Annotated in this window: 19 protein-coding genes; 11 read left to right on the forward strand and 8 right to left on the reverse strand. The window is 55.4% G+C overall.

Annotated features, from left to right (window positions below; genetic code table 11):
- Nucleotides 1-193 precede the first annotated feature (193 nt).
- Entirely contained in the window at nucleotides 194-358 is a 165-nt protein-coding gene (locus IPN69_00110) for a hypothetical protein (protein ID MBK8809125.1), read from the reverse strand.
- Between the two features lie 323 nt (nucleotides 359-681).
- Entirely contained in the window at nucleotides 682-1,521 is an 840-nt protein-coding gene (gene larE, locus IPN69_00115) for an ATP-dependent sacrificial sulfur transferase LarE (GenBank protein MBK8809126.1), read from the reverse strand.
- Between the two features lie 175 nt (nucleotides 1,522-1,696).
- Between larE and IPN69_00120 the strand changes: the two genes are divergently transcribed.
- From IPN69_00120 to IPN69_00165, 10 genes are all read left to right on the forward strand, one after another.
- The gene (locus tag IPN69_00120) at nucleotides 1,697-3,079 is read left to right on the forward strand and encodes a tetratricopeptide repeat protein (GenBank protein ID MBK8809127.1); all 1,383 of its coding nucleotides are present in this window, start codon (nucleotides 1,697-1,699) and stop codon (nucleotides 3,077-3,079) included.
- A gap of 20 nt (nucleotides 3,080-3,099) precedes the next feature.
- Nucleotides 3,100-3,675 carry a hypothetical protein gene (locus IPN69_00125; protein ID MBK8809128.1) on the forward strand — a complete coding sequence of 192 codons (576 nt, stop codon included), beginning with the start codon at nucleotides 3,100-3,102 and terminating at the stop codon, nucleotides 3,673-3,675.
- Nucleotides 3,672-4,217, forward strand: a complete 546-nt coding sequence (locus tag IPN69_00130) for a hypothetical protein (protein ID MBK8809129.1) — start codon at nucleotides 3,672-3,674, stop codon at nucleotides 4,215-4,217. The genes IPN69_00125 and IPN69_00130 overlap by 4 nt, the downstream gene beginning before the upstream one ends.
- 148 nt (nucleotides 4,218-4,365) lie before the next feature.
- Complete coding sequence (gene gcvT, locus IPN69_00135) at nucleotides 4,366-5,472, forward strand: glycine cleavage system aminomethyltransferase GcvT (GenBank protein ID MBK8809130.1); 1,107 nt, start codon at nucleotides 4,366-4,368, stop codon at nucleotides 5,470-5,472.
- An 82-nt stretch (nucleotides 5,473-5,554) separates the two neighbouring features.
- Nucleotides 5,555-5,944 carry a glycine cleavage system protein GcvH gene (gene gcvH / locus IPN69_00140; protein MBK8809131.1) on the forward strand — a complete coding sequence of 130 codons (390 nt, stop codon included), beginning with the start codon at nucleotides 5,555-5,557 and terminating at the stop codon, nucleotides 5,942-5,944.
- Between the two features lie 142 nt (nucleotides 5,945-6,086).
- The gene (gene gcvPA / locus IPN69_00145) at nucleotides 6,087-7,442 is read left to right on the forward strand and encodes an aminomethyl-transferring glycine dehydrogenase subunit GcvPA (protein ID MBK8809132.1); all 1,356 of its coding nucleotides are present in this window, start codon (nucleotides 6,087-6,089) and stop codon (nucleotides 7,440-7,442) included.
- Between the two features lie 13 nt (nucleotides 7,443-7,455).
- Nucleotides 7,456-8,127 carry a G-D-S-L family lipolytic protein gene (locus IPN69_00150; protein MBK8809133.1) on the forward strand — a complete coding sequence of 224 codons (672 nt, stop codon included), beginning with the start codon at nucleotides 7,456-7,458 and terminating at the stop codon, nucleotides 8,125-8,127.
- A gap of 92 nt (nucleotides 8,128-8,219) precedes the next feature.
- Nucleotides 8,220-9,473 carry an aminotransferase class V-fold PLP-dependent enzyme gene (locus IPN69_00155; GenBank protein ID MBK8809134.1) on the forward strand — a complete coding sequence of 418 codons (1,254 nt, stop codon included), beginning with the start codon at nucleotides 8,220-8,222 and terminating at the stop codon, nucleotides 9,471-9,473.
- Between the two features lie 184 nt (nucleotides 9,474-9,657).
- Entirely contained in the window at nucleotides 9,658-11,181 is a 1,524-nt protein-coding gene (gene gcvPB / locus IPN69_00160; GenBank protein ID MBK8809135.1) for an aminomethyl-transferring glycine dehydrogenase subunit GcvPB, read from the forward strand.
- Between the two features lie 141 nt (nucleotides 11,182-11,322).
- Nucleotides 11,323-11,766: a DUF1572 family protein gene (locus IPN69_00165; GenBank protein ID MBK8809136.1), complete on the forward strand. Its 444-nt coding sequence runs from the start codon at nucleotides 11,323-11,325 to the stop codon at nucleotides 11,764-11,766.
- Nucleotides 11,767-11,823: 57 nt separating this feature from the next.
- Here the strand turns inward: IPN69_00165 and IPN69_00170 are convergent, their stop codons facing one another.
- The 3 genes from IPN69_00170 to IPN69_00180 form a co-directional block, all read right to left on the reverse strand.
- Nucleotides 11,824-12,174 carry an SH3 domain-containing protein gene (locus tag IPN69_00170; protein MBK8809137.1) on the reverse strand — a complete coding sequence of 117 codons (351 nt, stop codon included), beginning with the start codon at nucleotides 12,172-12,174 and terminating at the stop codon, nucleotides 11,824-11,826.
- 243 nt (nucleotides 12,175-12,417) lie between these two features.
- On the reverse strand, nucleotides 12,418-13,098 hold the full coding sequence (locus IPN69_00175; protein ID MBK8809138.1) for a response regulator transcription factor: 681 nt from the start codon (nucleotides 13,096-13,098) through the stop codon (nucleotides 12,418-12,420).
- Between the two features lie 66 nt (nucleotides 13,099-13,164).
- Nucleotides 13,165-14,964: a HAMP domain-containing histidine kinase gene (locus tag IPN69_00180; protein MBK8809139.1), complete on the reverse strand. Its 1,800-nt coding sequence runs from the start codon at nucleotides 14,962-14,964 to the stop codon at nucleotides 13,165-13,167.
- A gap of 198 nt (nucleotides 14,965-15,162) precedes the next feature.
- Between IPN69_00180 and IPN69_00185 the strand changes: the two genes are divergently transcribed.
- Nucleotides 15,163-16,248, forward strand: coding sequence for a hypothetical protein (locus IPN69_00185; protein MBK8809140.1), 1,086 nt, complete (start codon nucleotides 15,163-15,165; stop codon nucleotides 16,246-16,248).
- Nucleotides 16,249-16,320: 72 nt separating this feature from the next.
- Here IPN69_00185 and recQ read toward each other — a convergent pair whose 3' ends face one another.
- From recQ to IPN69_00200, 3 genes are all read right to left on the reverse strand, one after another.
- On the reverse strand, nucleotides 16,321-18,492 hold the full coding sequence (gene recQ / locus IPN69_00190; protein ID MBK8809141.1) for a DNA helicase RecQ: 2,172 nt from the start codon (nucleotides 18,490-18,492) through the stop codon (nucleotides 16,321-16,323).
- 98 nt (nucleotides 18,493-18,590) lie between these two features.
- A complete protein-coding gene (locus IPN69_00195) occupies nucleotides 18,591-19,571 on the reverse strand; it encodes an NAD(P)-binding domain-containing protein (GenBank protein ID MBK8809142.1) in 981 nt (326 codons plus the stop codon).
- Between the two features lie 262 nt (nucleotides 19,572-19,833).
- On the reverse strand, nucleotides 19,834-20,115 hold the full coding sequence (locus IPN69_00200) for a hypothetical protein (GenBank protein ID MBK8809143.1): 282 nt from the start codon (nucleotides 20,113-20,115) through the stop codon (nucleotides 19,834-19,836).

Raw genomic sequence — 20,115 nt, forward strand, 5'->3', positions numbered from 1 at the left:
GTATTTTCAGGTTTTAGCGACAATTTATTTCATTTGCCAGGAGTAAATTCCGCACATTCGCGGATCGCAGGCGAAGCGGTCGGTCGCCCGCGTATATCCCGCAGTTCGTGTATCCACGTTGTATTTTTCCGCGACCTGGTACGCCTCATTGAAAGCCACCGCCATTTTTTCTTCGAGCCTTTGATTGACGTCGTCATCGCACCAGAATTACCAGATTCGGGCCCTGGTCCACTCTAAAGTACGACAAAGTCACGCCCCCCCGGCGTTCGCCGCAATCCGGAATCACGAAGATGCTCTTGTCGAGCAATATCTTATCCGCTTTCGGTGTCGTGGCACAGTTCGCTCCTTCCGCGAGGATCTTGCAGCACGATCAGCACTCTCTGAAGGAATCTGACTCTCGGTCGCGCAAGGTGTTGCATTCGAGCGTTTTGTGTTCGTTCAAATAGCGGAGCAGGTCCGGACCGAACCGAGCAACTTCGCCGTGCGGTCGGACCTTTCGCACAAAAACTCGTACGGACTCTTCTCGACGGTCCCGGCAAAACGCCGCATTCCGCCGGCCATCGGTTCAGCTTTCGCAACGTATATATAATGTAGACTCCCATAAAAACGCCGGAGCAAAAAAGAAGGCCCGCAGATTTCGGGCCTTATTAACTCGTGCCGTTGGCAATCTAACTAATCGATCTATTTTTCAAGCACTTCATTCATCGCGCCGCTCCGGAATCCTCTCAGGTCCAAAGTCACGAATCGGAATCCAAGCTTCGTGAATGCATCCGAAACGGTCGCCGCAAACTCCGGATCAAGCGCCTTCGCAAGTTCAGACGGCGCGATCTCGATACGTGCAAGCTCCGCGTGCACCCGGACGCGGAACTCGCGAAAGCCCAACTCACGCAACATCGCCTCGCCGCGTTCGATCTTCGACAAACGTTCGATTGTCACCGGAACGCCGTACGCGATCCGCGACGACAGGCACGGACTCGCCGGCTTGTCCCATCCGGGCAGTCCGGCCGTTTTGCTCAGTTCGCGAATCTCATCTTTCGTCATTCCAACTTCCCTCAAGGGGCTGACGACTCCCTTTTCAGCCGCCGCCGACATCCCCGGCCGGTAATCGCCCGCGTCATCGGCATTTGAACCGTCGACTACGAAAGCGATCGATTCAGCCTTCGCGATCGCTCCAAGTTTTGAGTAGAGTTCTGATTTGCAGTGAAAGCATCGATCGCTTGGGTTGGCCGTATAGTTCACATCTTCGAGCTCGTCCGTTGCGACAAACCGATGATTGAAACCGAATTTGACGGCGACGGCGTTGGCTTCGTCGCGCTGAACCTGCGGAACGCTCGGCGAGATGCCGGTGATGCAAACTGCGTCCGGTCCGAGTTCGTCGTTGGCGACGTACGCCAGATAGGCGCTGTCGACGCCGCCGGAATAGGCGACCAACACACGTCCATATCCGCGCATCAAACTGCGAAGTTGGAGTTCTTTGCTTTCGTTCGCGGAGATCGCTGAAGCTGTTTGCGGTTCGGCCATTGGTTTGAAAATAGGAATTGTCGAGCGCGGGCCCGAATGAAAAATGTTAGCTCAGCGTTTTGAGGTTGGCAACCGGTTGCGGAAGAAAAGTCCGGAGCCACCGCGAGCGAAAAAAATAGACGCTTCGGCGGACAAATGTTAGAATCCGTATACCCTCGGATATCCTGGCGAAGAGATGTTGAAGTTTGCAAAAATTTTCGGCGCGTTGTTCTTGATTCTGGTTGCGGGAATCGTCTTCGGCGCGCGGGCTCAGGATGATCCGGCCGCCGCGGCGATCGAGTTCTTCAATGCCGGACAGGACGCGCACGAGAGAGGCGACATCAGGAAAGCGATCGAACTATACGGCGCCGCGCTCAAACAACTGCCTGAGTTCCCTGAGGCAGAGTACCAACTCGGAACCGCGTTTCTCGCCCTCGAGCAAAGATCCGAAGCCGAAGATGCCTTTCGTCGGGCGATCAAACTTCGTGAAGACTGGACCCTGCCGATGGCCGCGCTCGGTTCGCTGCTCGTGCAGCGAGCCGAATTCGCCGAAGCTGAGACATTATTGTTGAAAGCGGTCGAGCTCGACCCGCAAAACTCACCGGCATTCACGGCGCTCGCCGATTTGCGATTGCGGACCAGGGCCCGGCCGGAGGTTCTCTCGGATCTGCTGACGAAAATCAGGATTCTGACCGGCAAGGCAAAACCGACCTCGGGGATCTTGATCGCCCAAGCGTCGATCGAGCGCGCCCTGAATGACATCGCCGGCGCAAAGTTGAGCGTCGAACGCGCGCTCTCGATCGAGCCGAACAGTCGGACAGCGCTTGCCGAACGCGCCGAGATCGCGCTCGTGGCGAATGACGCGAAGAGCGCCGTGGTTGACGCACAATCGCTGGTGAGGTCGTCCCCATCGGCGGCGAACAAATTTCTGCTGGCCCGCGCACTCGCGGCGGGCGGCAGTGTTGAAGAGGCGTTGAAACTCATCGACTCGATTCCCGAGAGGACAAAGGAAGTCGAGGCGTTTCGGCAGATACTCGTCGATGCGGCGTCGGTCGACCCGGCCAGCCTCGAGAAGCAACTCGCCGCGGACCCGAAGAATGTTGTCGTCCTCGGACGGCTTTGTTCGCTGTTGCGGACATCTGACCCGCAAAAGGCGCTCGACTACTGTCGCCGGGCGTACGACGAAGATCCGAAGAACATTGATTATGTGATCGGTTTCGGCGCAGCGTTGGTTCAGGCCAAGCAGTACGAAAACGCGATCACTGTCCTGGACAAGGTCTTGAGGGTCGCGCCGGACAACTTCACGGCGCGCGCAAATCTGGCGGTCGCCCTGTTTCAGCTCAAGCGATTCGCCGAGGCGAAGACCGCTTACCGGTGGCTGGCCGACAGACGGCCGGACCTCGCGATCGCGCATTATTTTCTCGGGATCATACACGACCAGCTGCAGGAATATATGGACGCGATGGCGAACTATCAGAGATTTCTTAAACTTGCGGATCCGGAAGCGCAAAGGCTCGAGATCGATAAGGTGAACTTGCGCCTTCCGATCTTGCAGAAACAGATCAAGAAAAAGGTGTGATTCGGGAGGGTTGTCGAGCAATGGCCTGCAATTTGGAGCTTTCGAAGACTCGATCAGACCCGGGCCGATTCGGCCCGACGGTCTTTGCGATTTTATTGGCGGTCTGCGCGGTCGCCGTAGTGCCGCAGATCGCGTTCGCTCAGGATGATGATTTTCCGGAGTTTCGGCCGACCCCAAAGATCGAACTATCCAAGGACGAGAAGACGACACTTGACGGACAGCCGGATGTTAAGAAGTATCTGAGGGCGGCATTGGATCTGATGGACGCGCGCATCAAAGCCGCGGAGGCACAAAACGAGGCCGGCGATTTCGATCAGATGCTGGAGAATCTCGGAGGATTTCACGCGCTGATAGATGCGACGCTGGAGCATTTGAACAAGATCGAAGCGCGCCGCGGAAAAGTGCTCGACACATTCAAGAAGTACGAGATAGCACTTCGCGGATTTACGCCGCGGATCGAGAACATCCGCCGCGAAGCGCCGGACCGATACGGGGCATATGTCTTGAAGCTTCTGAAACGCGTTCGCGATAACCGTTCAAGGGCGATCGAGCCGTTCTTCGGCGATTCTGTGATCACTGAGAGAAAACCGATATGACCATTCGAAGAACTGCCATTTTGACCTTCGCTTTTTTGATCGTTGCGGCGACCGTCGTGAACGTCCAGGCTCAGCGGCGCGACTATATGACGGAGGCCGAGATCGAGCTGATTCGCGACGCGCAGGAGATCGATCTGCGCATTATGGTGTTGACGACCGCCGTTGAACGCCGATTCGTGGTCCTCAATAATCAAACACCCCCCAAGGAGAACGAAAAGTGGGGACCTCTGCCGAAAGGATCGCGGCGCGACCTTATTATGGACATTCAAAAGATCATCCAGAAGGCCGTTGACGATATTGACGACGTTGCGGCGCGCAATATGGAATCGAAGATCTTTCCGAAAGCGATCTGGAAACTCGCCGATTCCTGCACGGCCTACGGACCGAAGTTCAAGACGCTCCTTGACAGCGTCACTGAAGACAAAGAGCGGGGTTCGATTCTCACTTCCCTCGACCTTTGCTCGCAGGTCGCCGAAGCTGCGACGAAGGTTCCCCGGGAGCCCGTGAAAGAAGACAAAAAGAAGAAGAAATCGGACAATTGAAGACTCGGCAGGCATCAGAATGCGTGCCGAAATCAACAGCGATTTCACAGACTGATTTTTTTGACGCTCGCAAATTGTGAGTGTCATTTTTTTGCTTTACACTTCTATTGAATGCTTCTCTTAAATTATTGAATACTTCTATCGAATTATGTCCACAGAATATTTGAAGAAAACTCCGCTAAATGAAGTTCACCGCCGGTCGGGCGGAAAAATGGTCGATTTCGGCGGCTGGGACATGCCGGTGCAATACGAGGCCGGCGTCATCGCCGAACATATGGCAACACGTGAGCGAGCCGGGCTTTTCGACGTCTCGCATATGGGCGAAATATGGGTCGACGGGCCCGACGCGATCCGCTTCGTCAACCATTTGACGACCAACGATGTCGCCAGGCTCGTTGACGGCCAGGCCCATTATTCGGCGCTGACGAATGAGTCCGGCGGCGTTGTCGATGATCTGCTTGTTTACCGCTTTGCCGAAGACCGTTTGTTTCTGGTCGTCAACGCCGGCACTCAGGACAAGGACTGGGCTTGGATCGCGCCGAAAGCCGCCGACTTCGACGTCAAATTGCGGCACGCTTCGGTCGAGTATTGCCAGATCGCGATCCAGGGCCCGAAAGCGCTCGGAATTCTCCAGACCCTGACACCGACGGATCTCTCGTCAATCAAGTATTACCATTTCACGACCGGAACCGTAGACGGCGTCGATTCGATCATCTCGCGCACCGGATATACCGGTGAAGACGGGTTTGAAGTTTACGCCGAAGCGTCGAAAGCGGAACAGCTTTGGAACAAGGTGATGGAGGCGGGCGCCGGTGTTGGAATTCTTCCCTGCGGACTCGCCGCCCGAAATACGCTGCGGCTTGAATCGGCGATGTCGCTTTACGGACACGAACTGAGCGACACGATCTCGCCGCTCGAGGCGAACCTCGGCTGGATCTGCAAACTCGACAAAGGCGACTTCATTGGCCGCGAACCGATGCAAAAACTCAAGGAAGAAGGCCTTAAGCGCAAACTGGTCGGGTTCGAAATGACCGACCGCGGCATTGCCCGCGACGGGTTTGAGGTTTTTATCGGCGACGAGAAGGTTGGCAATGTCACTTCGGCCAGTCCGGCGCCGTTTCTGAAGAAGAATATCGGGCTCGCGTTTCTTCCGACCGAATTTGCAAAAACCGGTCAAGAAATTACAATTGATGTGAGAGGAAAAAAGCTGGCGGCAGTTGTCGTTCCGACGCCGTTTTACAAGAGAGAAAAGTAATTGATCGGAAACGGTTAATGGTTAACTTAAAAGAACCGTTAACGTAGGAATCAATTAACGAATAACAATTGACACTAAAATTATGGCAAACATCCCTGAAAATTTACGTTATTCAAAAGACCACGAATGGGTTTTGGTTGACGGCGACATTGCAACGATCGGCATTACCGATTACGCGCAGCATTCGCTCGGCGACGTCGTTTACGTCGATCTGCCGCGCGCCGGTGACGCTTTTGCGACGCACGAGGCCTTTGGTTCGGTCGAATCGGTGAAGGCCGTTTCCGAGATCTTCACGCCGGTCGCCGGCGAAGTCACCGAAGTCAACGATGGATTGAACGACGCCCCTGAGGGCGTCAACACCGATCCATACGGAGCGGGTTGGATGCTGAAGGTCAAGATGACCAATCCGCACGAAGCCGACGGTATGATGTCGGCCGTCGAATACGAAGAGTACCTTAGCGCGAACGCTTGATTTTGGATTCTTGATTTTGGATTTTGGGTCGCATTGTTCGATTCGAGTTCAGAACCATCTATCCGGGCCGTTCGCCACGATAATCATCGGCGGTTTCTGATTTTGGACCCACGAATCCAAAATCAGAAATCCATAATCCAAAATCGAAATGCGTTATATTCCAAATTCACCTGAAGAACGCGCCGAAATGCTCGAGGTGATCGGCCTCGGATCGGCCGACGATTTGTTTCGGACGATCCCGTCCGACGTCCAGCTGAACCGTTCCTTGAACGTCACGGAACCGCTCGCCGAACCTGAGGTCATCGCGGCAATGGAAGCGATGGCCGCGAGAAATTCGGGCGCCGGCAAACCATCATTTCTGGGCGCGGGCGTTTACTCGCATTACAGCCCGACGGTCGTCGATTATCTGATCCAGCGGAGCGAGTTTTTCACGAGCTACACGCCGTACCAACCCGAAGTTTCGCAGGGCACGCTCCAGTATATCTTCGAATTCCAGACGCTGATCTGCCAACTGACGGGTATGGACGTCGCGAACGCGTCGATGTACGACGGCTCGACGTCGACCGCCGAAGCCGTCCTGATGGCCCAGCGCGTGACGCGCCGCGACAAGGTTCTCGTCGCCGAGACGGTTCATTTCGAATACGAAGAGGTCACGAAAACCTATACCCAGCACGGGGATTCGACGTTCGAAACGGTGGCCTTCGATACCGTGACCGGTCGCGTTTCCGAAGAAGACCTGAGCAAACTCGATGACAAAACGGCGTGTCTCGTCGTTCAGTCTCCGAATTTTTTCGGATGCATCGAGGACCTTGAGCATCTTGCCGAACGGGTTCACGCCGTCGGCGCGCTGCTGATCGTCGTCGTCACCGAGGCGATCTCGTTGGGAATGCTGAAAACACCGGGCCAATGCGGTGCTGACATCGTGGTCGGCGAAGGCCAGTCGTTCGGGATACCGATGAGTTTCGGCGGCCCGCACGTCGGGCTTTTCGCGTGCAAGGAAAAATACGTCAGAAATATGCCGGGACGCCTCGTCGGCATCGCCTACGACAAGAACGGCAACCGCGGTTTCGTGCTGACGCTCGCGACGCGCGAACAGCACATCCGGCGCGAGAAGGCGACCTCGAACATTTGTACGAATCAGGGACTGATCGCGCTCGCCGCAACGATCTATATGGAATCGATGGGACGGAAAGGGTTGCAGGAGGTCGCGATGCAGAACGCCCAGAAGGCGGCTTACGCCCGGAAGCGGATCGCGTCGCTGAGCGGGTATTCGATTCCCTTTTCGACGCCGACTTTCAATGAATTCGTCGTCCGCGGCCCCAAGCCGGCGGACGAAACGCTTGAAGCCGTTCGGGTTAAACACGGGATCGTCGGCGGCCTCGCGTTGTCAAAATACTATCGCAACAATCCGAACGACATTCTGATTTGCGTCACCGAAACGAATTCCAAGGCGCAGATCGACGCGCTCGTCGCGGCGTTGGCCGATGCTTGCGCGTGACCTTGAAGGTTTGATGCTGAGACTCTCCTTTTTCCTGATCTTTGCATTGTCGCTCGCGGCCGTCGACGTTTCCGGCCAAAAACTGCGCGTCGTCTTTTTCGGCGATTCGATAACCGAACTCGGAGTCAAAGAGGGCGGTTATGTTACGAGAATCACGGAAATCGCCAAGAACGAAGGAAAAGGGGAGACCTTCGAGTTTTTCGGTTCCGGAATCGGCGGAAACAAGATCTACGACCTTTTTCTCCGGGCCGAAGAGGACATCGTCAAGAATTCGCCCGATATAGTCGTTATCTACGTCGGCGTGAACGATGTCTGGCACAAGCGTTTGCTCGGAACGGGAACCGATTTTGACAAATTCGGAAAGTTCTACGAGGCGCTCGTCAAGAAACTCGAGGACGGGAAGATCAAGGTGGTCGTCTGTACGCCGGCGGTGATCGGCGAACGGACCGATTTTTCGAACGATTCGGACGGCGATCTGAATCTCTACGCCAAGTGGATCCGCGATTTTGCGGCGCGAAGGAAACTGCCGTTGGTCGATCTGCGAAAGGCGTTTCTCGAGCATAATTTGAAAAGCAACCCGGAGAACAAACCGTCGGGGATTTTGACGACGGATCGGGTCCACCTCAACGCTGCAGGCAACGAACTGGTCGCGCGCGAGATGTGGAAAGTTTTGAAGGCACAGTGATGCGTTTTTTTTGAGTCGGAGGCGAATCGATGAATTTTGAGATGGACGTCAACCGCCGAAAGTTTCTCGGCGCCGTCGGAAAGGGAGTCGGAATGATGGCGATGTCGTCGGGCGTCGTCGCCTCGCTCCTTGAAACGGTCCGCGCCAAGTCGCGCGCGGTTGAACATCTTTCTCCGGAAACGGTCGCCGCTGACGAAGACTTCTGGGCCGTGATCCAGCAATCGTTCTCGGTCACCCGCGGGATCGTCAATCTCAACAACGGCGGCGTCAGTCCGAGTCCGCGCATCGTCACCGAAGCTTTCGTGCGTTACACCTGGCAGCAGGAAGACGCGACTGCCTACACGATGTGGCAGATCCTCGAACCGCAGTCGGAAACGATCCGCGCCGGACTTGCCGAGATATTTGGCTGCGACACGGAGGAGATCGCGATCACGCGCAACGCGAGCGAGTCGCTCGAAACGCTTCTGCTCGGCCTGGATTTCAAGCCCGGTGACGAGATCCTGACAACGACTCAGGACTACGGCCGGATGCTGAATACGCTCAAGCAGCGCGAACTTCGCGAGGGACTGAAGCTGAATCTGATCAAGATCCCGATCGCGCCGACGGACATCAACGATCTCGCGACGCCGTTTGAACGAGCGATCACGCCGAAGACGAAATTGATTATGGTCGCGCATCAGATCAACCTGACAGGTCAGATAATGCCTGTACGGAAAGTCTGCGAGATGGCCCGCGCTCGCGGGATCGAGACGATCGTCGACGGCGCGCACGCGTTCGCGCAGTTCGATTTCAAACGCGACGATCTGCAGTGCGATTATTACGGAACGTCCCTTCATAAATGGCTTTACGCGCCGAAGGGGACCGGGCTTCTGTACGTCAAGAAGGACAAGATCCCGAAGGTTTGGCCGCTGATGGCTTCGGACGAAAAGCAAAAAAGCGACATTCGCAAGTTTGAGGAGATCGGAACGCATTCGGCCGCGATGCGGCTCGCGATCGGCGAGTCGATCGCGTATCACAACGCCATCGGCGGAAAACGCAAAGAAGCCCGGCTGCGGTATCTATCGCGCTACTGGATGAACAAACTCAAGGACGTTCCGAAGATCGGCTTCAACACGTCGTTCGATGAGAATCAGTCCTGCGCGATCGCCAACGTCAAAGTGGACGGCATTGATCCGGTCAAGATCGGAAGCTATCTGATGGCGAAGCACAAGATCTACACGACGCCGATCGTTCACGAGGAATTTACTGGAATCCGGATCACGCCGAATGTCTATACGACGCTCTGGGAACTCGACCGGTTCTGCGCTCTGATGACGCAGATCGCGACGAAGGGACTTCCGGCGTAGACCGATTTCGGATTTTCGATTTGGGAATTCGGATTTTGGATCTTAGATTTGCGATTGAAGAAGGCAATCCGCGATTAGGGACGCGGGAAGTGAGAATTGAGATTGGGTTTTCTGATTGTGGTTTGTGGTTTTTGAATTCTCGTGACCGCGGTCTACCGTCTACCGTCTACCGACTACTTTTAATATGACTATCAAGAAAGTTACACAGCATCCGACACAGAACGAGGCATTGATCTTCGATCGCTCGCAGACCGGTCGCATCGGCTACTCCCTGCCGAAACTCGATGTCGAAGAAACGAACATTGACGATCTGATCCCGGCGGCGCTGCGCCGCTCCGACGATCTCGAAGGGGTTCCGGAGGTTTCAGAAGTTGACGTCATCCGCCATTTTACACGGATGTCAACGTGGAACTTTTCGATCGATCTCGGAATGTATCCGTTAGGCAGCTGCACGATGAAGTACAACTCGCGCCTCAACGAGAAGGTCGCGAGGATCGGCGGATTTGCCGGTCTTCATCCGCTCGCCCCGGAAGAAGAATCGCAGGGCGCGCTCGAACTGATCTGGCGTCTTCAGGAAGACCTGATCGAGATCACCGGTCTTCCCGGCGTTTCGCTGCAGCCGGCGGCCGGCGCTCAGGGCGAGATGACCGGGGTTCTTCTGATTCGCGCCTTTCTCGACAAACGCGACGGCGACGAGGCGCATAACCGGCGTGTGATGCTTATTCCCGACTCGGCCCACGGCACGAATCCGGCGTCGGCGGCGCTCGCGGGATTTTCTGTAAAGACGATTCGATCGACGGAGGAAGGATTGACTGATCTTGGCCATCTGCGCGAACTCTGCGCCGAGGGCGGCGTCGCGGGATTAATGCTGACGAACCCGAACACCGTCGGTATTTTTGAGAAGAACATCAAGGAGATTTGCGACATCATTCACGGGGCCGGCGGCCTGGTCTATATGGACGGCGCGAATATGAACGCGCTCGTCGGCGTCGCGCGTCCGGGCGATATGGGCGTCGATGTCATCCACCTTAACCTGCACAAGACGTTTTCGACGCCTCACGGCGGCGGCGGTCCGGGCTGCGGTCCGTGTTGCTGTTCAGCTGAACTGAAGCCGTTCCTGCCGGTTCCGAGCGTCGAAAAGAACGGCGGTCGTTTTCACTTGAACTACGATCACCCGGAATCGATCGGACGCGTCAAGGCGTTTTTCGGAAATTTCGGAATGATGATCCGCGCGCTCGCCTACGTTTACACGCACGGCGCGAGCGGCTTGCGCGAAGCAACGGAAACGGCGGTTTTGAACGCGCGGTATCTTGCGCATCACCTTGCCGACGATTTCGACAAGCCGTTCGATAGCGACTGTATGCACGAAGTCATCTTTTCGCACAAGAACCAGTCGCGGAAAGGCGTGCACACGCTCGACATCGCCAAGCGCCTGATCGACTACGGATTCCATCCGATGACCATCTACTTCCCGTTAATTGTTGAAGGGGCGATGCTTATCGAACCGACCGAATCAGTCGGCCGGGCCGATCTCGACGCTTTCATCGAAGCGATGAAGGATATCAATGAGGAAGCTCAGACCGATCCGCAACTTGTCATCGACGCACCGCATTCGACCCGCATCGGCCGGCTCGACGAAGCCACTGCGGCCCGTAAACCGGTCCTCAAATGGCAGAAGGATATGGAGTCGATGGGAACGAGCGCTTAGCGAATCAGGCCGGCGCACGAGATTCCGACTGGAGCGCAAGCGTCCCGCTTGCCTTGAGCGCAAAGCGCGAAGAAACCGCTGGTTAGGGTAACGAGAATGCAGTTCCCGAAAATCCGAGTGCCGACTGGCACCCAAACGAATATGTTGAGACAAACGCTTAGCGAACTGTTCACGCGGGACCTGAACGCTCTTAAAGACGAGATCGGCAAATATGAAAACGAGGCCGATATGTGGAAAATAGCCGGCGGGGTAACCAATTCCGCCGGCAACCTGTGCCTTCACTTGATCGGAAACATCAACCACTTTTTTGGAGCGTTGATAGCAAAGAACGGTTTCGTGCGCGATCGCGACGCGGAATTCACGTCGAAAAATGTCCCCCGTGAGCAAATGTCGGAGAGCATTGACCGTGCGATCGAGGTTCTGCGCGAAGCAATCGACGGATTGAGCGACGCTGATCTTGAAACGAACTTCGCAGTCCAACATCGTGACCGCAATGTTTCGACGCTTCAGATGCTTCTTCATCTATCGACGCATCTTAATTACCATCTCGGCCAGATAAATTACCACCGCCGCCTGCTCGGATAGTCAGAAAGGCGGCGGGAATCCGAATCGATTCCACGCCGCCCTTTTTCATTTGTTGAACTAGCAAAGCAAATAAGAGCTATCAACCCATCCAACTGAGACCCAACGCCGCCCGCGCTTGACGCTCACTCGTGCCCAATCGCCCGAGTATTCGTTCACCCAGACAGTCGTCCCGTGCGCGAGTTTTCCGATAACGCGTCCTTCCCAGGTTCTGACGTTCAGGTGGCTTCGCGGATTTGCCAGCGAAACCGTGCAGTATTCGAAAAACGATGCGCCCGATAGAAAAACCGTCTCGGCGGAGCTGTTGTTCACGCTGACCGCCGTGCTGTTGACCCGTTCGCCGGCAAAGATCGTCAAACTGACGAACAACAGGACGTTGATCAGGAGAATCGAAATTACGTGTCGTTTCATATTTGTTCACCTCCTAAGTAAACAAGAATCGCCAACAAGAGCTACCTTCCCTTTTCTCGTAATTCGACTTCAGTCTAGCAGATTTTCCTCAATAATCCGAATTTTAGGCGATCGGCAGGGTTTGCCCTCGTATCACGCGAAAAAACGCTGAAGCCACTACTTTCAGGCACGTTTTCCTGTCGGAAACGGCATTGCCCAGTGCTTCGGGATCGTCCAGTAACTTACGCGGGACCAACTCCCTTATCATTCGCAGAACCGGTAACCCAGCCCGTGTACGGTTTGGATATACTTCGGGTGCTTAGGATTCTCTTCGAGCTTCTGACGAAGCCACGCGATATGAACGTCAACCGTCCGCGTTGACGGCATCGCGTCATACCCCCAAACCGCGTCGAGCAGGTGATCGCGCGAATGGACCGTTCCCGGATTCTCGATGAGGAACTGCAGAAGCTTGAACTCCATCGCCGACAGATCGACAGGCTCGCCACGGCGCGAAATCTCGGCGCGGCGAAAATCGACAGTGACATCCCCGAAAGCAACGCGACCGGCGCTTTTGGCCGTCGACTGCGGCACCCGTCTGAGAAGGGCTTCGATGCGGGCCAGAAGTTCGATTACCTCGAACGGCTTCGTCAGATAATCGTCGGCTCCGAGTTTAAGCCCGAGAACCTTGTCGATGGTCTCGCCCTTCGCGGTCAGCATCAGAATCGGGGTTGAGACGTTCTTTTGCCGGAGGTCCCGGCACACGTCGTAGCCGTTCTTTTTCGGAAGCATTACGTCAAGAATGATCAGGTCAAAGCTCTCGCCGAGCGCCAACGCGAGGCCGGCTTCACCGTCGGTCGCGCTCTTGACGCTGAAACCCTCGCTCACCAATCGGTCGGTCAGCGTCAAAATGAGACCTTGTTCGTCCTCGACAAGAAGTACGTTCATACGATTTCGGAATTGCGATTTCGGATTTTCAGGATTTCCGCGATCACTAATCGCAAAACCCAATTCCTAAACTGTCGGCAGCTGGATCACGAACCGACTTCCCTTGCCGACCTCGCTCTCGACTTCGATCGACCCGCGGTGCGCTTCGACGGTCTCTTTGACCAGGCTCAAACCGAGTCCGTTGCCGTGTATCTGCTCGTCGACAACTGACCTCGCCCGGAAGAACGGTTCAAATATCTGCTTCAGATCGACCGGCGCGATGCCGATTCCCTCGTCCTCAAACTCGATCGACACTTTTCCGTCGTGTCGGACGCATCCGATACGCATCCACTTCGAACCATTCGAGTATTTGACCGAATTCGAGATCAGGTTCTGAAACGCTCCCGTCAGCGCCGCCCTGTCAGCCGACACGATCGCGCTTCCGCAACGCTCGCGCTCGATCGTGAATTTCTCACGGTCGATCAGGGGACGGCTCTCGTCGATCGCATCGTCGATCAGATCATCCAGGTTCAGCTCTTCAAAGTCATATCTGCGCTTCCCGGAACGCGCGCCGGCAAACTCGAGGATCTGTTCGACCATCGCCGATAATTTTCGCCCCTCGTTCTTGATCAGTTCGCCGTATCGCGTGATCTGCCCGGGTTCGCGCGCAACGCCGTCGGCGAGGTTCTCACTTGCCGAATAGATGACCGCGAGCGGCGTCCGAAACTCGTGCGATACGCTCGAAACGAAATCAACCTGCCGCTGCGCCAATGTTCGGGCCCGCTGCGCCGAAAGAAAAATGATCAAAATGCTCGCGCCTATCAGCGACAGAATGCCGAAACTGACACCGAGATTCCGGCGCCGCGTGCTCGTAATGAAATTCTCGATCGAACCCGAACTGTGCTGAACGTTGAGAACCCACGCTGCTTCGCCGCCGTCCCGGGGTTTCGATTCACGGATATCGATTCGCGGCTTGATATCGTCGGTCAGAATATGAAGGTCAATGTTCGAATTGCTGTTCGTTTTGGCCGACTTCGTCTCGATCTTTTGCGTCGTCGCGCTGAAGACCACGCTGCGCGTTACCCCCGTTCGGGGCAGCGTGTCGCGGTTCTGGTAAAAAACGAAATTGTCCATCTGAAGATCCAGCAATTTCGCGGTAGAATCGGACCCGGCGAGCACCGGCGTGTCAAAAACCGGACGGTTTTGCGCGTCGACGATCGCCAGATCGTAGTTCGCTCCGTCGCTTTCGGAAAAGTACTTTTTCGTCAGATCCGCGACAATTCCGTCTTTTACGACGGACTTATCCAATTCAATGACAAGAAAGCCTTTACGGTCCGGCATCTGAGGCTTGATCGGCTCCGGCGGCGAATCCGACGAACGTACGATGATCTTCTTGATCGATTCGTGAACATCATATACCGGCATCAACAATGCCGGGACCTCGCTTGCGACCGCCGGAACTTCACCGCTTTGTTTCAACATTGTCCGTACGCCCGCGACGTTTTCCGGCAACGTCCCCGGCACGAACGACTTTGACGCGGAATCGTAAACCAGGATCGAATCCCGCTTGAGATCGACGAACGAGAAACTCCTGATCAAGTTCGGATACGCCGAACGCCCGCGCCAGAAATCGTAGCGGTCATTGAACTCGGACCAGTCGTTGCTTTCCCAGATGTTGATCGGAAGCTGAAAATTGAAGTACGCGCTCTGCATCTCGCGGTTGAAGTCGTCGGCAAATCGGCGGGTGTCCGATTCCAGCCGCGCTTTGAGCCGTTCGCGTTCGCCGTCGCTGACCTGCCCGAGCCAAACATACTGCAACACGGCCAGAACCGCGAGAAGAGCGATCATCACAACGACAAAAACCAACGAATGCGAAACACGTTTCATATGAGCCAAACGCATTATGCGGTCTGCGAACTTCGATAATCAATGGCTTTACAAAACATTTTACATTCTTAACATTCTCTTTGCGTTCTCTTAACCACTTGCGCCTGATGTTCAGGCAGAATCCAAACTGTCACAGTTCATTGTGTCCGTGACGGCGTACAAAATCAGTGCAATAATCAACCAGCAAGGAGAAAGAAAATGAAAAGATTCATCGGTTCAGTTTTATTCGCAACGCTATTATTCATAGGGGTCGGCGGCCTTATCGAACAGGCCGGAGCGAAATTCAAATCGGACGAACGCGCGCTCGCGTTGCTTCAAAAGGCTCGCCAGGCGATTGGCGGAGAGTCCGAGATCAGTCGCGTCAAGAGTATGACGATCGTCGGAAAGACAACGAAGACGTTTGAAGCCGAAGGTTTCTCGCGCACGGAAGGCGGCGATGTCGAGATCAATTTCGAACTGCCGAACCGGATGAGCAAAATGCTCAAGTTCGGAGCCGGTGAAGGCGGCGACGCGATGGTCGAAAAGAAAGTCGATGTCATCGTGTTGAAAAAAGGCGACGGCGACAACGTGCAGTGGAGAACCCAAAGCAATGAAGATGTCAAAACCGACGGCGTGAAGCGCGTGGTCGTTAAGAAAAAGGACGGAACGGAAGAAGTCGTAACCGAAGACATCAAGCCGATCATCATCCGCAAGGTTGACGGCAACGGCGGCGCGGTCACGACCGATGACAACAAGACGATCGTCATCCGTAAGGGCGACGGCGGTCCGGAGGCGGGCGGACATCACGACACCGAACTCTTCCGCACGACGCTATCGTTGCTTCTTTCGGCGCCCGAAGGCCTCGACGTGAGCTACACATACGCCGGCGAAGGAAACGTTGACGGTGCGGCGGTCGAGATCGTCGACGCGACGATCGGCCAGAGCGGCGTCAAACTCTACTTGGACAAGTCCACGAGCCTTCCGCGGATGATCAGTTTCCGGAACCACAAGCCGATGATGATCTTTATGGCGAGAACGAAAGATCCCAACGCCGATCCGGCAAAAGAAATCAAAGTCTTCGAACGACGTTTGGAAGAACCGCAAATGGCTGAATTCCAGGTCAAGTATTCCGACTTTCGAAGTGTCGGCGGGCTCTTGCTGCCGTTCAAATGGACGCAGACCGTTGACGGCAAGACCGACGAAACAACCGACATCGTGAGCTACGAAGTGAATCCGTCGAACATCGCGGACAAGTTCAAGGAAGCGCCGACGAAGGTCATCGTCAAGGTGAACAAGGACAAGTAACCGGTTTTCCAACCAGGAAAAAGGCTGTCGTTCATCGGCAGCCTTTTTCTTCGTTCGAAAACAACCGGGGCCTCAGGGCAATTTGCCATTGGACAGCGCGACGATCACCGCCCGGATCTCGCCGTAGTTGTAATCGCCGCCGAGTTTCTCAAGGATCGGCGAGAGGCTTTCGTCATCGCCGGCTTCTGCAAGCGCGCGGCGAATCGGCTCGATCTTGTCTTTTTCAACGAGATCCCCGATCTCAACTTCACCCGTCGGCAGATACCGCATCAAGTGGTTTTGGATAGTGCTCAACGTGAACCCTCGTTCGCGGGCGACCTCCGACGGCGTCATTCCGGATTCGAACATCTCGAGCGAGATCTGGTGCGTGTTCTGACCTTTGGCATTTCTTATCGTCCGCGGCTTTCGTGTCCGGCGAACGGACTTCAACATCATCCGCGATGTCAATCCGTTGTCCTCGCAGAATCCACTGACGCAGGCGACAAAATCGGCCCCGTATCGCTCGAGTTTGATCTCGCCGACTCCCGAAATACGTCCAAGATCCTCGAGACTCGTCGGCAGATAGGTCGCCATTTCGACGAGCGCGGCGTCGGAAAACACAATGTATGGCGGTACATTCTCAGCCTGCGCGAGTTTCGACCGAAGGGCGCGAAGTTCCCTGAAAAGTCCGTCGTTGTAGTCGGGAACGCCGGACGCGGCAGCCTTGGACTCTTCGATTTTCGTGATCTTTATCAGTTCAACGGGCGTTGACCCGTCAAGCACGCCGCGGCTCCGTGCGGTCAGTTTCAGCGTCGGAAACTGATCGTCTGTTTTGACCAGATAACCCTGCCCGATCAGTTCGCGGATGTACTCGAACCAGTCGTCCTTTGAAACGTCGGCGCCGACGCCGTAGGTTTTGAGTTCCTTGTGCCGGTCCCAGATCTTTTGCGATTTCGAACCGCGCAAAAAGTCTACGATATAGTTGACGCCCATTCTCTCGCCCGTCCGGGCGACCGCGCTCAGCGCTTTTTGGGCGATCACGGTGCCGTCGAAGCGATCGTAGGCCTTGAGGCAATTGTCGCAGTTTCCGCAGTTCTCGTTTAATTCCTCGCCAAAGTAATTGAGCAGAAAGCGTCGGCGACAGGTCCGCAATTCCCCGAATTCCCCCATCGTCTGCAGCTTGCGAAGCATAATCTCCGACTGCTGCGGATTTCCTTCGACCTCCGCGAAACCGCGAAGTTTGGTGACGTCGCCCCAACCGAAAAACAGAAGCGCATCGCTCGGCAGACCGTCGCGCCCGGCACGCCCTGTTTCCTGGTAATAGCTTTCGATGTTCTTCGGGAGATCGCAATGAACGACGAACCGGACATTCGACTTGTCGATCCCCATCCCGAACGCGATCGTCGCGACGATTATCTTCGTGTCGTCGTTCAGGAAACTCTCCTGGTGCCTGTCGCGCGTCGCCTTATCGTGTCCGGCGTGATAGGCGAGTGCGGAAAAGCCCTCGTCACGCAAGTCGGCGGCCAGCGAATCAACCGCAACTCGGCTCAGGCAGTAAATGATGCCGCTCTCCTCGCGGCGCGATTCCAGATATTCGAGCAACTGATCGAACGAGTTTCGCTTCGGCTCGACGCGATAAAAGATGTTCGGACGGTTGAAACTCGAGATGAACAGTTCGGCCTTCGGAATGTTCAAACGCTCAAAGATGTCCTTGCGAACGAGCTTGTCGGCGGTCGCCGTCAGCGCGATCACCGGAACATTCGGGAAATATGTCTTGAGCTTCCCGAGTTGGATGTACTCGGGCCGAAAGTCGTGCCCCCAACTCGAGATACAATGCGCCTCGTCGATCGCGAAGAGCGAGACTTTGATCTGTTTCAGAAAATCGATGAACAGGTCGCCCGATTGCAGCAAACGCTCCGGAGCAACGTAAAGGATCTTTGTCGTGCCGGCGCGCACCCGCCCGAAAACCTCGGTCTGTTCGCGGCTCGTCTGCGACGAATTAAGGAACTCGGCTTCGACCCCGTTGAGCCGGAGCGAATCGACCTGATCCTTCATCAGCGCGATGAGCGGTGAAACGACGAGCGTCAGGCCGTCGAGCATCAGCGCCGGAATCTGGTAACACAGCGATTTGCCGCCGCCGGTCGGCATCAAGACAACGGAATCGCGCCCGTCGAGAACCGCTTCGATCGCGGCCCTCTGATTCATCCGGAACTCGTCGTATCCGAACTTTGCTTTGAGGATTTCAGAGGCTCTTTCTATATTCATTTCTTCGTTTTGGCGGCGCTCTGCAAAACCTGCATCGCCGGGCTTCCGACTATCGGTGTCGAATCCGCGCTATCCGCTTTCATCTGCGGCCAAACCGATCAATCTGTCTTGAGGCTTTTCGCGATCAACGGGACGATCTTGCGCGGCATCTGGATCGCGCCGGCAATGTGGCGCGCTTCGGTGAAGTGCCCGACGACGTAAACGCCGGAAACGTTGGTCTCAAAAGTCTCCTCGTCATAATCCGGCACATCGCCGTATTTTCCGGCGTGCGTCGTGACGCCGAGATCGGTGAGCAGGCCAAGTTCGGCGTCGGCGCCGATAAGGATAAAGACGACATCATTCGGAAAAGTCTCGACGCGTCCGTCTTCGCTTTCGAGCTCGATCTCATTTTCGCGAATCTCGAGGACGCGTTTGAGGAAATAGACGTTGAGGCAATCCTTCGACAGTTCCTCTTCGAGCGGCTGCTTCACCCAGTATTTGATACATCCTTGCTTTGGATCGTTGTTTTCCCAGTCATCGCGAAAGATCGCAAGGATCGCGTGAGCGCCTTCCTGAGCGAGGAAAAGCGCTGCTTCACCGGCCGAATTCCCGCCGCCGATGACCATCGCGTTTTTTCGCACATAAGGATATGTTTCGCGGAACAGATGGTGAACCTTGGGCAGATCTTCGCCCGGGACATTCAACTTGCGGGTGTATTCCATTGCGCCGATCGCAAAGAGGACCGCGCGCGACTCGTAGACGCCTTTCGAGGTCGAAGTCCGAAAATTCGATTCGGCGAGTTTCTCGACCTTCAAGACCTTTTCCTCGGTTTGAACGTTCAGCCCGTTCTCGAGAACGAATCGCGTGTAGTAGGAAAGAAGTTCCTCGCGCGTCGGCTTTTCGCGCGCCGGTTTGAGCGTTCCTTCGACCATCTCGAGTTCGGGAACCGTCGAAAAGACGGTCAATCCGACCGGATACTGATAGATCGTGCTGCCGATCAGGCTTTTTTCGATGACGAGATAATCGAGCCCGAGTTTTTGCGCCTCGAACGCCGCCGAGATACCGGCCGGACCGGCACCGATGATTAGTAGGTCAAGCATTTAGGTAATTCTAGATTGTTGCCTGAGAATTGTTAATCCGGAATAGTTGGAAATTGACGGTTCACAGTCGATAGTCGGGACTCCGAAACCATCAACTGCCAACTATCAGCTATTCCGGAAATGCCCCGGAATCATCCGGAAGCGCGGTTTTCCTGAATCTCACCGGAATAGTTGAGAACTGATAGTTCATAGTTGATAGTCGGCTACCGAAACCGTCAAATGCCATCTGTCAACTATCCGCTATTCCGAAAATGCCCCGAAATCACCCGGAAGCGCGGTTTTCCAACGCCAACAGTTCTTCTGTGAATTTCTCGATCTGGACCTTTGTATTTTCAAGCGAGCGTTTCGCCTCGAGATACTTTTCCCACTCGTTCGTGTTCGTCAGTGCCTTCGCCACGTCTTCGTCGAGCGCGTGCGCCATCACGGCGAGAAGATCGCTCAGCGCTTCGTGGTTGTCGAGCAGCGACTGAATGATCGTGTACGCGAGTTTTGCATTCGGCAGATCGATGTCGAATGCCTCAGTGTTGATTTGAGATACGTTCAT

Source organism: Acidobacteriota bacterium, from assembly GCA_016715115.1.
Lineage (GTDB): Bacteria > Acidobacteriota > Blastocatellia > Pyrinomonadales > Pyrinomonadaceae > JAFDVJ01.